Consider the following 16,809-nt stretch of genomic DNA (forward strand, 5'->3'; position numbering starts at 1 on the left):
TTATTATTAGTTTTTTTTAACTTTAAGAAAGGACCTAAATGGACACAACTAACGAGAATATAAAACCAAAAAACTCAAAAGTTAATTCAAGTGTTCAGTCTGAAATTTTAGGTGAAGTTAGCAAGGGAGTAATTTTTCTAAAAATTATTTCATATACTTTACTTGCTCTATTTTTTGGAATGATTTCTTCGTTGAATTATATTGTTTTTCCCAATAACATTTTAGTTGGAGAACAATCGCTAAAAAACATTGAATTGATTTGAATTTTTGTTTTGGCTACAATTACTCTTGTTTCAAATTTTATTATTTTGTTTACTGGATCACATTTTAAAAGTGTTTGACCATTGAAATATTACTTGGGTATATTTTTCAATAACCTAATCTTATTTATTTTAGTGGCTATTAGTACAAGCATAATAAAAATAGAAAATACAAACTCTATTATTTCAAGAGCCAACTTCTACTTAATTACATTTATTGTTTATGCAGTGACATGATTTGTAATCATGACATATTTTTATCTAATTGGAAGAAATGCTTTTCCTTTAGTAGAGACAAAATATAAATTTTTTGTTGCATGATCTTTATATGTAATTGTTATAGCTGTGCTTTTAAGATCATTTGCAGTATCTGAAGTACGAAGTTCTCAAAATGAAGGCTTAATTTATTCAATAATAATGATTATGCTTTCATTATTGATGCTTACATATATTGTTTTTGCTTTTGTATTTATCAAACTTTTCAAATCAAATGCTGTTGTTGATTTAAGAGAAGTTCAAATTGAAAAAATTAAAAATAGTAGAGACTTACTTTCAGCTGCTTCTTTAGTAATATCTGTTGCAATTGCAATAGTTGCAATAGTTATTAGAAGCGATTCAAGTAATGCAGCAGAGGGTGATTCAAAACTGCTTTTAATTATTGGTATTGCAATTACAACCACTGTTCTATTTTTCTATTTAGCAATGACATCACTAAAAAGAAAAGTAGTTGTTAAACAAAATTTTGAAGAAAATTTTGTAGAAAAAAAATCTAAAAGACAAGTTACAACCTCTTTAGACAACATGTTATTTTCAACATTTGTTACTTTTCTAGTTGTAATAGTCAATACTATCTTAATAGGAATTTCAGAGTCTTTAACTAGAACTCAAACATCAAGTGTTTATCTATTAATTGTTACTGGAATATTTATTTTCTTAATTAATGTTTATAACATTATGGCAAAGGTTAAAATGCCTAACTTTAAAAATTATATTTCATCAACAATTGCCATGACAATAGCCCTTGTTTTAGTATGTGTGACTATTCTTTACTCTTCAATTAAAGACTCTACAATTATCAAAACGTTCCTACCTGTAGAGATGAGCTTGCTTTTAATGGTAACTTTAACAATTGGTTTTACAATGTTGCTTTTAATTGCTGTTGTTTCAATTTTTAGAATCGAATCATTTAATAAGAAAAAACCTATCAAAAACAAAAAAACCAATAAAGAAACACCACAAAACACAGTTGAGACAAAACAAGCGCAGACCTTTGAAGGCCAAGCAGAAAAACAAACACTTTAATTAATACAAAGGAGAAATAAAAAATGAATAATAAAACAAACGATAAAATAACAACTGAACAAATTACAACTAATGAAGTTTTGGAAAAGCAAGCTACAACAGAAGAGCAACTAAGAACTAGCGAAACTCAAATAATTGATACTTTGTATGAAGAATTTGACAACATTGAAGATCTTAATCTTGAACCTAAATCTCATAGTTCATGAGAAAAATTAGAAAACTCAACAAACTATGAAGATTTAGTTATGCAAACTAAAGAAATTGCAACAAGTGTTTCATTAAACGAAACTGAAATGAAAAAAATTGAAGAGGATTCACTAGAAAGAAGAAAGAAAATTGAACTTCTTGAAGCTAGATATGATGATCTTAATGCAAAGCCTCTTTCTGGAGTTGACTCATATGACAATTTCAATTTAGTTTTAAACAAATCTTCATGAAATTACAATGAAATTTTAAAAAGAAACACTCAATTTAAATTAATAGATTTAGTTTTACAAGTTCAACTTTATCTTTATAGTGAAGACACTCCATTACTTTCAGTTGAAAAAATTCAAGGTGTTCTAAAAGACTTTATCGACAAAGTTGCAGAAAAAATTATTGATGGACATGCAGTTGTTTTAAACTCAATAATTATTCTTGACACAGTTAGATTCGACCAATCATCAATTTTACCTATTGCAGTTGCTAACCCAAAACTAATGCCTCCAATTAACGTTATTGAATGAGACACATTCATAACAGGAGAAGAAAACTTAGTTATTATTGATACTTTCATTCAAATGATTGAAAACTCTCTATCAAGAGGACATGAAGTTGAGTTTTTTGAAAATTCACTTTTTGTTAGAAACATTGAAGGTATTACCTCACTTTTTATAAATGAAGAAGCTTCAAGGTACTTTAATTCAAGAATTACTAAAAAATACTCTTCAGCTAAAAAACAAAGTAGTAGTTTAATAAAATAAACTAATTCATTTAGTTTTATATACAACTAAAAAGCTTTTAAAGGAGTAGAGTTGAAAAGAAAAGAAATTGAAGAAAGGAAAAATAATTTTGAATTTTTCTCAAATTACATTGATATTTCCAAAATCTCATTGTTATACAATTTAAATAAAGAAATTCAAGATTTAAACACTATTAAATCCCTAAGAAAATCACATAGTGTTTTACTTTCTAAAATCAATGAAAAGTGATTAAAAAAATATAACAATTATTACTTAAATGTTAATAAAAAACTACCTTCTCTATATATATTAGTGGATGCAAAGCAAGATGATGAATATGCTGAAATTGCTTTAAATAAATTAAAAGAAATCATGGTAGAAAGAATTACACTAAATGATTATGTAATTACCATTGGTTGAAAAACTCATAAATTAGCCGAGTCAATTGGCTTTCAAATAATTGACAAATTAGACTTTAGTGCCTTTGAAAAAATTGATCTTCTAAGTGAAAGACTCTCATCAATTTTAGAAATTGGACTTCAAAATTATGTCTTTAGTAAATCAGTTTTACTTATTGCAGAAAATGACATTGAAACTAAAGGGATTATTGAAAAAATTATTATTCCTTTTGACAAAAGTTCACTTGAACAAAAAATGGAAATTCTTGATGATGACGGAATACCTATTAAAGATGATGAATTTGAAGAAGATGAAAATTGAATTAGCCATTATGAAGATATTATCAATGCAATTGATCTAAGAAAAAACAAATGAAAACCTGATGTTGTAGGTTTTTACAACAAAATGTCAAAAGCTTTAATTAAAAGTGAATTTTACGAAATTAAAATTAAAAGAAACATTCAAACTTTAAAGTTACAACTTGCAATTCTTGAAGATAAAAAAAGAAATGTTAATGAACAACTTGAAGATCTTCAGAAAAAATGAAATAAAGTTAGAAAAGAAGAAACTACTAATAAATCATTAATTCTTTTTGCAGCTTTTAAAGCTAAAAAGAAACAACTTGAATTATCAGATCTAGAAGAAAAAAAAGCTGAGAAATTAGCTGACAAAATTAGAAAAACAAATGCTATTAAAAATAAAGAGCATATTCTTTTAAAAGAAGAAGAAAGTCTAACAAAAGCTACAACTAATTTAAAAAAAGTCAAAACTAAAGAGCCACAACTAGAAAAAAGAAAAAAGAAAATTAAGGAAGAAATCTAATGCCATTAATTCTAAGTATTATTGAACCAAGTAATTATAAGCAAATTGTTCCTAATAATAACTTTGAAATTCTAGACATAACTCTTATTTCTACAGTTCAAAAACCAGTGATTATAACTGATGAGCCAGCTAAAAAACAAAGTGTTTCAGTTTATGATGTAGCAGCTCTTGTATTTTCAATTAAGAACCCTGAAAATGAAGAGATCAAAAAAGTTTATGTCATTGCTGAAAGTGTTATTTGAATTTCAAACGAAAAAGGAAATTTAGTTTCAATTAATGGTCTTTTTAAAATTATTCCAAATGATCTATTTATTGCTGTTTACAAGAAATTCGAAGATCTAAAAGAAATGTCTGTTGAAGAAATTGAAGAGTTCTTAGAACTTGATAAAAGTAAATCAATTCTTCAAGCCTTCGATGAAGTTACTGATTATTTTTCAATTTCAAACTATGAAATCAACAGCAACCTTTTTAGAATGGCTACAAATCAAGACAAATTCACTAATCTATCTAAAAAAATTCTAGTTAAAACTTTAGTTGCCTGACAACTAACAAAATAAAGGGGATAAAACATGAACAAGAAAAATAAAAAAGCTTTGTTAATAGCTCTTCCAATAGTTTCTTTAGTAGCAGCTTCTACTACTAGTGCTTTTGTCCTTACTAATAGACCAAAACAAGAAATTCAAAACCAAATTCAAGACCAAAGACAAAGTGTTAATCTAAAAAATATTAAATATCAAGATTCAGTAAGTCAAAATATAGCTGGAGGAATTTTAGACAATCCCAAAGTTTATTTTAAACTTGATGAAATCTTACCTTTGGAAATTGAAAATGGTCAATGAAAAAATATTGTTGAAAATTTAAATTTAATTCCAAATACTTCCCCTGCTAAAAACCAACTTTTAGAAATCATGAAAAATCTTGAGTACTATAGACTTTGAGAGAGTTTCAAAAGAGGTTCACAAGAACTTGATTTAATTGAAGATTTTAGAAAAAAATTTGCTTTAGATTTTAATTTCGAAAGTGTTGAACAAATTACAGGTGGAAATGAAAACATTAAAAAAATCATTAATGAACTTAATGGTTTTGTTGAAGGTACAAGAGTTAACATTACTGGAATAGGTAATACCTCAGCTAGTGCAAACTCTCCTGATTTTATTCCTGGGGCAAAAATAGTTGATTTGTCTCTTTCGGTGGCTTCTTCTACAACTAATGTTAATTTAAATGATAGATATAACACATTAGTTAAAATAGCTGAAATTGACACTAGTTTAAACTCTGACGTAGTTTTTAACTTTGAATATAGTGGAACAAGTGTTGTTGGAACTAAAAACGGAAAGCTAATTATCAAAAATGAAAATGGTGAGCTTCAAAGTGCTAATTTTTCTCTTGAAAATTATTCAAAAAACTTAAACCTTTTTGGAAGATGAGAAGGTTTTACAGGAACTCAAGATTCAAACCAAGGTTTTCCAACAACTATAAGAAACTTTATAATTGTTAGAACTCTTGAAAGTTTAGAAGTCTATGTTAGAGCTGAACAAAATGAAAGAATTCAAAACATCCAAGTTGAATCAGGAAAAACAGCTGTTAAAAAATTTGGAATTTTAAATTCTCAGCTAAGCTCTCAACCTATTATTAGTTCACAATCATTTAGTTCAATTAGATTTTATGGAGTAGGAATTAACACTCAAAATTGAACAAATCGAGAAGGCTTTGATGTTTATTTAGGAGATAAAACTACTTTTGAAAATCCTATTTATGCAAAATCTTCAAATCAAGATTATTCAGTTGGTAATTTAGTTCAAATAAAAGATGAAAATGGAGATGTTAATCTAAAACTTAGCTATGACAAAAGCTCTGAAGATAGAGAAAAAAGATTTGAAATTAGCCCTAACTTAGCAAAACTTCCAATTCAAAGTGAAGATCTTAACAAAGTTAACCTTAGTGTAAGTCCTTCTTCATTTGACAATGGTAACTATGCTAAATTTTCAGTTGGTTTTAACAAAGATATAATTAGCTTTAACTCAGCTCAGGCTAATAACTCATCTACTTATAATCCATTAATTTCTCTAGATGCCAAAGACTATGCTAAAAAAATATTCTTTGAGCCACCTTCAATTTCTACAAGTCTTGACTTTAGTGCTCAAGAAAAAAATATTCAAGGAGAAATTTTTGTTGACAATGAAATTCAAGCTAGAAAAGAATTGGCAAGAATTTACAACAAATGAGCAATAGATTCAACTCAAAACTATGATTCAAATAAATATAGCAAAATTGATTTTTCATATAACAAAATAACTTCAGAACAAAGTAATGGAAGATTTATAAAAATTAAACAAAATCAAGTTACTAAATTTTCAAATTTTGGTCCAGAGCTTTACAAACAACTTTCAAAAGATTATGTTGAATATGCAAATATTATTAAACAACTTGATCCTCAAGCAGATGTTTCTAATTTAAGTCCCTTTATTCTTTCAGTTCTAAATGAAGAAACAGCCTCTGATGTTATTAGATCTCAATTCTTTAGTAAAATAAGCTCAACTAATCTTCAACCAATTATTAACAGAATAGTTGAAGCACTTAACGATAGAACAAAAAATAGCCAAACTAAAGATGCCATTTATGAAAAAGAAATGGCCAACATTATTGAGCTTGTATATAGATGAATTAACAGTGAGTTCAAGAAAAACTTGGATGATATTTTCCTACGTTCTCTAAGAGGATTTATAGAAAGTTCTAATAAAAACCAAGCTTTAAGTTTTAACAAAGTTTTAAACCTAGATGTTGTTAAAACCAATGAACATCAAGTAAATGTAAATGGAACAACTCAAAAAGTTAAGCTTTTTTCACTGGTTCCTCAAGTTCAATCTTGAATTTCAAAACCTGATGGAAGTGCAGCTAGTGCAAGTGACATTCTAAAAAGCATTATTGATTTTATCTACAAAGATGAACTAGGAACTTCATTTTTTGCCTTTAGTAATTCAATAGCAACTTATAGATCATTTTTACAACAAGAAAATGAAAGCCAAGATGATTTAAACATAAGAAGATCACAGCTTTATTCTAGTGAATATTTAAAAGATAGAACAAGAGCAATTGAAGCTGCTAATTTATATATTGAATTGTTTAAATTAGTAGGAATTGATTGAAATGCTAAAATGTTTGGATTTTTAGAATCAGGACAAACAATTAACTTTGGAACACTAAAATCTTCTCAAACAAATGATCCTACATTTTCAATTGAAGGATTTATTGAAGAATTTGCCTCTAAACTAGAAAATACTTCAAGAGACAATTCAAATCTAATAGATACTAAAGAAAGAGAAAATGAAGTTTCAATAAAAATTTATGATAAAAAAATAACTTCTGAATATTTAAAAGTTCTTTTATCAGGATCAAATATTTACAATTCTTTAAATGCTAGATTAAATTCAATTTCTAATTTAGCAAATACAGATGATGAAAAAAGAGTTATTAATCTAAGACTAAGAGAGTCAATACCTACTTTAAATGTTGTGGCAAATTATGCCCTTGTTGCAGGAAATGTTAATGTTAAAAATTACATTGATAATTTTGTTAATGAACAAAGCCAATTATCACAGGCTCAAAAAATCATTAATGAAATTGATCTTTCTAAACAACTAGTTTTTAGAACAGTTGATGTTCAGTCATTTTTATCAGCTGGAACTCAAGCTGTAGATCAAATATTTAAATATTCAATGCTGATTTTTTCATTAATTTTCATGGTAATACCTGCATTTTTATTAGTGACAAAAAGAAAAACAATCAATTTTAAAACACAACCATTTTTAAAATCAATATTAACGGGTCTTTCAGTTCTTGGAGCTGTTGTGCTTGCTGTGGCTCTATGATTGATTCTAATATAAGATAAGGAGAAAATATGATTACAAAATTAAAAATTACATCCATAAAGGATAATATTGTTACGGTTGTTGGTAACCATCCCTATAAATTCTTGGAAGTTGTAAAATTTTCAAACAAAACTCAAGGAATTGTTCTTAAAGGGAGCGCTTTTCAAGCAGAAGTTGGATTAGTTAATGTTGATAGCCACAACCAATTAGAAGTAGGATCAGAGGCCATTGCCACTGGTGAACTTTTCAAAGTTAAAATTCACGATAACTTAATTGGTTCAGTTGTTGATGTAAGTCTAAATGAAGTTTTAACTTTTAGTAAAAGAGGTCAAGATGACATTGCTATTCTTGACGTTTTTGAAGAGGCAAAACCAATTTATTCAAGAAAAGCTGTAAATGCACCTCTTGAAACAGGAATTAATGCAATAGACGCTGTTTTACCAATTGGTAGAGGACAAAAACAATTAATTATTGGGGATAAAGGAACAGGAAAAACAGCTATTGCTTTAAATGCGATTTTAGCTCAAGAAAAATCAAATGTTATTTCAATTTATGCAGCTGTTGGTAAAAAAAGAGAAGAAGTTGTTGAAATCTTTAGTGTTTTAAAAAGCAGAAAATTGATGGACAAAACTATCATTATCTCTTCATCAGCTGATGATTTAGCTGTTACTAAATATTTACTTCCTTATGTTTCAATGTCAGTTGCAGAGCACTATCAATCACTTGGAAGAGACGTTTTAGTAGTTATTGATGATTTAACAAACCACGCTGATGCCTATCGTGAAATTTCACTTCTTTCAGGTTCTGCCCCTGGACGAGAGGCCTATCCTGGAGATATTTTCTACACTCACTCAAGACTATTAGAAAGAGCTGGTAAATTTAGCGATGAATTTGGTGGAGGATCAATTACTTGTATACCTATTGCCCAAACATTGGCTAGCGATATTTCAGGGTATATCCCAACTAACTTAATTTCAATTACTGACGGGCAAATCTTTACTTCAACTAAGTTATTTAACTCAGGAAAAAGACCAGCCATCGATATTGGACTTTCAGTTTCAAGGATTGGTTCTATAGCTCAAAAATACTCAATGATTCAAGCTTCAAAAGGTTTAAAAACTTTAATAACTGAATTTTTAAACCAAAAGAAACTCTCTTCAGTTTTAACTGAAAGAACCAAAAGAGATCTTGAAAAAATGGAACTAGGATGAGTTTTTGAGGCTTTAATGGACCAAAGAGAATATGAAGTAGTTGAATATCACACAACAACAATCTTGCTATTCTTACTTAAAAAAGGATATCTATCATTTTACTGAGAAAAAACTAAAGAATTAGTTTTAATCAAAGACATTTTAAAAACATTCTTGTCAAAAGATATTATGGGCAATAAACTAAGAATGCTTTTAGACACCCATGAATTAGAAGCTCCAATCATTGATTTATATCTAAAACACTTTATTTTACCTCTATTAAAATATCACTTATTAACAGAGAGCGTTTATTTAAGTAAAAATACTAAATTCATTAAGAAATTTAATGACATTAGAAATGACGGTAGAGTACTTCTATCATACGAAAGAAAAGGTTTAGAGAAAGGAATAGCATATGACTACAAATAAAAACTCGTATAAAGATTATCATTTCAATACTTTAAAAGCAGCTTCTAATAAAGTTGGTCTAAAAATTAAAAAAGGTACCAAAAGAAATAAACTAATTGAAAACATTTTAAAACACGATTTAGAATTTCCTGAAAACACAGTTTTAGCCTTTTTACTTTCACCTGAATCAAGTGCTAGCCTTCAAAAAGAAAGTGCTTCAAAGGCTAAAATTGTTAAAGAAGTAACAAAAATTGCTAAAGAAAAAGCTAGTTCTAAAAAAGTTAAAGTTGTTAAAAATCTTTTAGAAGATGAAAAACCAGAGCCAGTTGTTGTTCAAGAAGAAACCAAAGAAATTGAAAGCTCGTTTTCAGATTATGACTATAAAAAAATGACAGCTTACAAAATTTATAGCCCTGAAAACTTAGCTCTTTTAACTTATGATCAATTAGTTGTTTTAGCTAAAGTTCACAAAATTTTCAAACCAGAAAATAAAACCAAACAATCTCTAATAGCAGCCATTGCTGAAAGACAATACACAGATGATTTTAGAAGAAAATCTGAAGAAATCATGAAACCAAGAGCTAAGTTTAAAGCTAGAAATCCTCTAAAACCTCTTGAAGATAAAGCCTATGTTCTAGAAGGAATTGTAGTTGAGGTTAAATCACAGGTTTACAAAATTAAACTTACTCTTGTAAAAGAAAAACCAATTATTAATGCTCTTTTTGAAATTCAAACTGAGCAAGGACAAACAAGATTGCTTGAAATTTCTGATATTTTAAGTGATAGCTTAGTTGCAGGATATGTACTAGGAAGAGAGCAAGGTATTGAAATAGGTTCTTTTGCTCGTTCAAAAAATAATCCTTATTCAATTCCTATTTCAGAAAAATTACTTGGAAGAATTATTGACCCTGTAGGAAGAATCTTAGATGATCCTACACATCCACTAGTTGGTAAACAATATGCTCCAATGATTGAAACTGAATCAAAACAAACTGAAAAGTATAAAGTTTTCCCTAAAACTCAAATTCTAGAAACTGGAATTAAAGTTATTGACGTTTTACTTCCTATTCCTTCAGGAGGAAAAACAGGACTTCTTGGTGGAGCTGGAGTTGGAAAAACTGTTGTTGTTCAAGAACTAATTAACACTTTCATTAAACACCACGATGGAGTTTCGGTTTTCTCTGGTATTGGAGAGCGTATTCGTGAAGGTCATGAATTATGAGAAGAAGCTAAAGAGTTAGGATTTTTAGATAAAACCACTTTTATCTTTGGACAAATGAATGAATCACCAGGACTAAGACTTCGTTCAGGATTTACTGGAGTTAAAGTTGCTGAATACTTTAGAAACAATCTAGGTAAAAACGTGCTTTTATTTATGGATAATATCTTTAGATACATGCAAGCTGGTTCAGAGGTTTCATCTCTACTTGAAAAAACCCCTTCAGCTGTTGGATATCAACCAATGCTAGTAAGTGAAATTGGTAAGTTGCAAGAGAGAATTAACTCAAACAATGATGGAGATATCACTTCTATTCAAGCTATGTATATTCCAGCTGATGACTTTACCGATCCAGCTGCTGTAGCTGCTTTTGCCCATTTTGATGCAACCATTATTCTTTCAAGACAACTAGCAGCTGAGGGTCTTTATCCAGCTGTTGATCCACTAGTTTCTTCTTCAAAATTGCTTTCAACTAAATTTACCTCAACAAGACACATTAACATTGCCAAAGAAACAATTGCTATTTTAGAAAAAAGTAAATCACTTGAAGACATTATTAACATTCTAGGTTTTGATGCTCTTTCTGAAGCTGATAGAAAAACCGTTAGAATTGCAAGAATTATTAGAAAATTCCTAACTCAACCATTTGTAGTTAGTGAAAAATTCACAGGACAAAAAGGAGTTTTTGTTACTTTAAATGATGCTCTAAGAGGAATGGAAAGAATTTTAACTGGAGAGTTTAACCATATTCCAGAGACCTACTTTGCTTATGTAGGAACCATTGAAGAAGCTCTTGAAAAATATGAATATGACAATAAAGAAGAAGAAGCTAAATTGATGGTTAAAGAAGAAATTTCACAAGAGGCAACTAATATTAACATTTAATTTAATAAAAAGGCATTTTTCAAAGGAAAAATGTTTTTTTTATGAAACTTAAGCTATGCTTAGTAATGTTTAGACAAAAAAATATATAATTAAAATATTTTTATACATAAATTATTCAAGGAGAAATCATTTATATGAATTTTAATGACTATATTATTTCTAGAGTCAAAAAACTTAAAGAAAAAAAACGTATCCTACTAGTTGATGGAAACGATCCAAGATCTCTTGAAGCTGCCAAAGAACTTCAAAAATATCCAAATATTGAAGTTAGCCTTTTGGTTGAGTCTAAAAGCGATGTTAAAGATGGATTTAACTTTGTTGTTTTAGATCAAGATCAAAAACAATACGAAAGTTTTTGTCAAGATCTTTTTGAATCAAGAAAAGGAAAAGACTCTCTTGAGTCTGTTCAAAAAGCTCTTAAAACTCGTCCTTTTTATGCAATGATGCTACTAAAAAAAGGCTTTTTTGATGGAGTTGTTGGTGGACTTTTATATACAACAGCTGATATTTTAAAAGCTGCTTTTAAGGTTGTTGGTCCTAAAGTTGGTGTAAAAACTATTAGCTCATTAATGATTATGTCTAAGGGCGAAGATACTAAAATTTTTGCAGATATTTCAATCAATGTTAACCCTTCAGCTGATCAATTAGTTGACATTGCTAAAAACAGCGTTGAGTTTTTAGAACAAATGGGTATTGAAGCTTTTCCTTCATTTTTATCTTTTTCAACTCAAGGCTCAGCTGTTAGTGATGAGACTAAAAAAGTAGTTGAGGCCAAAGAAAAATTTAATGCTCTAGCACTAAAGGCCAAAGCTCTAGGAGAGATTCAATTTGATGCAGCCGTTGATCTTAAAACAAGATCTTCAAAATACAAAAACCCAGAGTTTAGTCAAGAGTCTAATTTACTAATTTTTCCTGACTTAGAAGCTGGAAACATTGGATATAAAATTGCTCAAAGAATGGGTAAATATGGAGCTTTTGGACCTATTGTAACTGGAACAAAACTTCCAATTAACGATCTTTCAAGAGGAGCATCAGTTGAAGATGTTGCCAATACTGTTTTAATTACTGCATTACAAAGTGAGGGAAAATAAATGAAAATTTTAGTTATTAACGCAGGATCGAGCTCTATTAAATTTGCTTTATTTGAAAAAGAAAATTTAAATCAAATAGCTAGTGGTATAGCTGAGAGAATTGGAATTGAAAATGGAATTATTTCAATTTCTTTTGACAAAAAATATCAATTTGAAATTGATATGAAAGACCATCTTGAAGCTGCTAAAAAACTTTTAGAACTTTTTGAGCAAATTTCACTAATCAAAAACGCTGATGAAATTGAACTAATAGGTTTTAGAGTAGTTCATGGAGGAATTGAACTAAATAAAGCTTCGAAACTAGATCAAAAAACTATTTCAATCATTGAAGACTCAGCTAAATATGCTCCTTTACACAACCCAGGAGCTCTTCAAGCGATTAAAGCTTTTCAAGTTGCTCTTCCAAAAGCTAAACTTTCAGTTAATTTAGACACAGCTTTTCACTCAAGCATTGACAAAATTAACTATTCATATCCAATCAATTATGAATTGGCTCAAAAATTAGGAATTAGAAAATTTGGTTTCCACGGAATAAGCCATCGCTTTATTACTAATAAACTAGAAAAAATTCTTAACAAAAAAAGTGTTAACTTTGTTAACTTGCACATTGGTAATGGAGCTAGTTTATGTGCTGTTAAAGACTCAAAATCAATAGATACTTCAATGGGATTTACTCCTTTAGCTGGAATTATGATGGGAACAAGAAGTGGTGACATTGACCCTTCTATTCACGAGTTTGTTTGTAAAGAAGAAAACATGAGTATTGAAGAATTTACTTCAATTTTAAACAAAAAATCAGGAATATTTGGAGTAAGTCAAATCTCTAGTGACCTTAGAGATGTTGAAGAGCAATATGCCAAAGGAAACGAGCAAGCTATTTTTGCCCTTGATTTATATAGCCAAAAAATTGCTGACTATGCAGCTATTTATCTAAATAAAATTGCTCCTCAAATTGACGCTATTGTTTTTACAGCAGGAGTTGGAGAAAACTCAGCTTTTATTCGTAAAAATGTTATTAGCAGAATTAAAATCAAAAACATTGAACTTGATGAGACTTTAAATAGTCAAAAAGTTGGAGAATATCAGCTAATTTCGACAAAAAACAGTGAAATTCCTGTTTATGTAATTAGAACCAATGAAGAGCTAATGATTGCTAGTGATGCAAAAAAACTAAACTCTTAAAATGCTTCGTTTTATCAAAAGTGCTTCTAATAGCCAATCGTGATATAACCACGACAAAGTCGAAATTTGTTTTATTGGAAGAAGTAATGTTGGAAAATCCTCTTTAATTAATAGTCTTTCTAACTCAGCGGTTTCTAAAGTTTCTAACACTCCCGGAAGAACTCAATTAATTAATTTTTTTGAAGATGATCAAAAAAATGTCTATGTTGATCTTCCGGGTTATGGCTTTGCACAAATGCCAAAAGATAAACTTGAAAAAATGCATCAAATGATTGATGAATATCTTCAAAATCGCAAAAACTTAAAAACAATTGTGCTTTTATTTGACTCAAGAAGAGGAATTTTAGACCAAGACTTAGACTTTATTAATTGAGCCCAGCAAGCTAAGAAAAATATAATCTTGTTAGCAACTAAAATTGACAAACTAAATCAAGCTCAAAAACATAAGCTTTTAGTCTCTCTCAAAGAGCTTAATTTAGAAAAATCCGTGCTTTTGGTCTCTTCTTTAAAAAGAACAAATATAGATAATTTGAAAAAACTTTTAGCAAGTGAATTTAAATAATTAACTTAAGAGCTTGATTTATTAAAAATAAAAATAAGCTAAAATTCTAATAGTAAAAGAAGTTGTTTAGGCAACTTTTTTTATTAACTATGCTTATTAAAATTTTTAAAAATAAGCAATTGTGATAAATTTTTCATCAAAATTAATGGTTTTTTTAATCCATAGACCTTTGAATGTTAAATTAGTGATAAAATGAGTATAAATAGATTTGTAAATTTGTTATTTTAGATATTTTTTTACAAAAATTAAGTAAAAGTAATAAAAAAATAGGAGTTTTTTTAATGTATTCGATAAAAAAGAAATCAAAACTAATTGCTACAATTGGACCTTCTTCTGATAACTATGAAGTTTTAAAAGAGTTAGTAGAAAATGGAGTAACTTGTGTAAGGGCTAATTTTTCACATGGAGACTATCAAGAACAAAAAAGAAAATTTGATCTTGCCAAAAAAGTAAGCCATGATTTAAACACCCCCCTTTCATTAATGTTAGATACTAAAGGACCTGAAATTAGAATTGGGAAAATGAAAGATGGAGTTCAAAAAATTGAGGCCAATCAAAGTTTAAAAATTTGAGTCTCAGAAGAAAAATATAAAAATTTATTAGGAACCTCAGAAGATATTAGCGTTTCTTATAATATGTCTCAAGATTTAAAAAAGGGCAATCAAGTTCTTCTTGATGATGGAAAATTAGATACTATTGTAGAAAAAGTAACCCCTGAGTATGTTCAAGTAAGAGCACTTAATTCTCATAATTTAAAAACAAATAAAAGAATTAACCTTCCGGGAGTGGCTTTTTCACTTCCTTTTCTAAGCGAAAAAGACAAAAAGGATATAGCCTTTGGAGTTGAAAATGATATTAACTATGTTGCAGCTTCATTTGTTAATTCCAAAGAAAATGTATTAGAACTTAGAGCTATTTTAAAATCACTAAACGCAGAGCATGTTCAAATTATTTCAAAAATTGAATCAACTCTAGGAATTGAAAACATCGATGAAATAATTGAACACTCAGATGGAGTTATGATAGCAAGAGGAGATTTAGGACTTGAAATTCCTTACTATGAAGTTCCTTACTGACAAAAAACAATTATTAGAAAATGTATAAATGTAGGCAAAGTTGTAATAGTAGCAACTCAAATGCTTGATAGTATGGAACATAACACTAACCCTACAAGAGCAGAAGTCACTGATGTATACTTTGCAACTGAATTAGGAGCTGATTCAACCATGCTCTCAGGAGAGACCGCTCAAGGACATTTTCCAGTTGAGGCTGTTCAGGTTATGTCAAAAATTAACCAAAGAGCTGAAAAAGAGTTTTATAGTAAACTTTACTACAATGCTCAACTTGAATCAAATGCAAAATTAGCTACTACCAAAAGAGCTAAAATTGCCTATGAAGTAGCAAAGAAAACTCAATCAGGAGATTTTAAATATACAGTAGTGCTTTCAGCTAGTGGTAATTTATTAAAGAAAGTAGCCAACTTTAGACCTAATACTTCAATTATAGGCTTTGTTCAAGACAAAAAACTAATCAATGCCTTTGGAATAGTCTCTTCTGTATTTGTCTCACCTGAGTCTGTTCAAAAATACTTTGAACTAAAAAATAATCCTTTAGCTGCAATTAGCACCCTTAAAAACTATGATGCAAGACCAGGAGATAAATTCTTGATTGTTCATAATGAAAAAATTACCCAACATGTTGTTGAGTAATTTTTAAAGGATCTCTTATTAGAATTTTTAGCTCTAAAGGCTAAAAATTTTTTTATCTCTTTCTTCGATTTTTCATTCATCTTCAAAATAAAAATAAAGCTGGCACAAGAATTAAAATAAAGTTAATAACCAAAAAGATTCTAAATCAAATTTTTCTTCTTCCTTTGGTAATTTTTTCATAAACTTCATCTGTTATTCAATTTTCTTTACCACCAAAGGATTGTTCAATATCGTTTTTTCGTTTTTTTCTTGAAAGAGCAAAAAAAACATGAAGAACTACTCAAGCTGCTAAAACTATAATAAAAATAGTTATTACCAAATTAGCATTTCCAAACATAATTCGAATTAGCTCTTTAAAATTAAAGTCTATTCGACCAAATATTCCTAGTGAAACTGATTTGTTAACATCTTTAAGAGCATATAAAATACCTAGAAAAATTGAACAAAACCAAAGCAAAATAATACTAATTCAATTATGATCTATTTGCCTTAAAATAATTTTTTTATAAGCATTTTTCATATACTGAGGACCGTTGGGAGTATCTCCTCTTTGAACTTCATTGCGATATGAAATTTCTGAATTTTTTAAATTCCTTAGATCAATTAAAATGCTAATAATTTTAGCAAGCATTACAAAGGCTATAGTTCCACCAAAAAAATAATAAGTATTTGAAGGCTCTATCAATTTCTCGCTTAATAAAGTTGGTTTAAAAGCATTTATTAATAGAAAAATTGAAACTATAACAATAGCTGCTAAAAATAAAATTAAAGTTAAAACATTAATAATTTTTTCAGATCTAAAAACTCGATAAGCACTAGCTTCCATTACGCCTTTAGGATCTTTTACTTTTGAGGATTGAAGTAAAATTTTATTATATTGATTTGAGGGACTAACAATATTAATCGTTGAAGTGTCGTGAAGAGGTTTTATATCCATGGCCATTATCCTTTAGTTTAATTATTTAATTTT

General features: G+C 28.6%; 12 protein-coding genes. 11 read left to right on the top strand and 1 reads right to left on the bottom strand.

Translation table 4 applies throughout. The features are described 5' to 3' along the window. The first annotated feature begins 38 nt into the window (after positions 1-38). From EXC36_RS01035 to pyk, 11 genes are all read left to right on the top strand, one after another. Positions 39-1,562 carry a hypothetical protein gene (locus EXC36_RS01035; protein ID WP_129690056.1) on the top strand — a complete coding sequence of 508 codons (1,524 nt, stop codon included), beginning with the start codon at positions 39-41 and terminating at the stop codon, positions 1,560-1,562. Positions 1,563-1,585: 23 nt separating this feature from the next. Then, positions 1,586-2,524 (top strand): hypothetical protein, encoded by a 939-nt coding sequence (locus EXC36_RS01040; protein WP_129690057.1) that lies wholly within the window; start codon positions 1,586-1,588, stop codon positions 2,522-2,524. A 51-nt stretch (positions 2,525-2,575) separates the two neighbouring features. Continuing rightward, a complete protein-coding gene (locus EXC36_RS01045) occupies positions 2,576-3,724 on the top strand; it encodes an MMOB1630 family gliding motility ATPase complex subunit (protein WP_129690059.1) in 1,149 nt (382 codons plus the stop codon). Beyond that, positions 3,724-4,281: an MMOB1640 family gliding machinery internal complex protein gene (locus tag EXC36_RS01050; protein WP_010925036.1), complete on the top strand. Its 558-nt coding sequence runs from the start codon at positions 3,724-3,726 to the stop codon at positions 4,279-4,281. Before EXC36_RS01045 ends, EXC36_RS01050 begins: the two co-directional genes overlap by 1 nt. Positions 4,282-4,293: 12 nt before the next feature. Next, on the top strand, positions 4,294-7,608 hold the full coding sequence (locus EXC36_RS01055) for a hypothetical protein (RefSeq protein ID WP_129690061.1): 3,315 nt from the start codon (positions 4,294-4,296) through the stop codon (positions 7,606-7,608). A gap of 14 nt (positions 7,609-7,622) precedes the next feature. After that, positions 7,623-9,212 (top strand): MMOB1660 family gliding motility ATPase complex subunit, encoded by a 1,590-nt coding sequence (locus EXC36_RS01060; RefSeq protein ID WP_129690063.1) that lies wholly within the window; start codon positions 7,623-7,625, stop codon positions 9,210-9,212. Next, positions 9,199-11,295, top strand: a complete 2,097-nt coding sequence (locus tag EXC36_RS01065; RefSeq protein WP_223212140.1) for an MMOB1670 family gliding motility ATPase complex subunit — start codon at positions 9,199-9,201, stop codon at positions 11,293-11,295. The genes EXC36_RS01060 and EXC36_RS01065 overlap by 14 nt, the downstream gene beginning before the upstream one ends. 134 nt (positions 11,296-11,429) lie before the next feature. Beyond that, the gene (locus tag EXC36_RS01070) at positions 11,430-12,386 is read left to right on the top strand and encodes a phosphate acetyltransferase (protein ID WP_129690065.1); all 957 of its coding nucleotides are present in this window, start codon (positions 11,430-11,432) and stop codon (positions 12,384-12,386) included. Continuing rightward, positions 12,387-13,568: an acetate/propionate family kinase gene (locus EXC36_RS01075; RefSeq protein WP_129690067.1), complete on the top strand. Its 1,182-nt coding sequence runs from the start codon at positions 12,387-12,389 to the stop codon at positions 13,566-13,568. It abuts the gene before it with no gap. 1 nt (position 13,569) lies between these two features. Beyond that, positions 13,570-14,130: a ribosome biogenesis GTP-binding protein YihA/YsxC gene (yihA, locus tag EXC36_RS01080; RefSeq protein WP_129690069.1), complete on the top strand. Its 561-nt coding sequence runs from the start codon at positions 13,570-13,572 to the stop codon at positions 14,128-14,130. Between the two features lie 281 nt (positions 14,131-14,411). Continuing rightward, positions 14,412-15,839, top strand: a complete 1,428-nt coding sequence (gene pyk / locus EXC36_RS01085) for a pyruvate kinase (RefSeq protein WP_129690071.1) — start codon at positions 14,412-14,414, stop codon at positions 15,837-15,839. 52 nt (positions 15,840-15,891) lie between these two features. On the opposite strand, the gene EXC36_RS01090 is transcribed toward pyk, so the two are convergent. Then, entirely contained in the window at positions 15,892-16,776 is an 885-nt protein-coding gene (locus tag EXC36_RS01090; RefSeq protein WP_129690073.1) for an MSC_0882 family membrane protein, read from the bottom strand. Positions 16,777-16,809: the final 33 nt, after the last annotated feature.

Source organism: Mycoplasmopsis pulmonis (genome assembly GCF_900660575.1).
In the GTDB taxonomy this organism is placed as follows: Bacteria; Bacillota_I; Bacilli_A; order Mycoplasmatales; family Metamycoplasmataceae; genus Mycoplasmopsis_B; species Mycoplasmopsis_B pulmonis.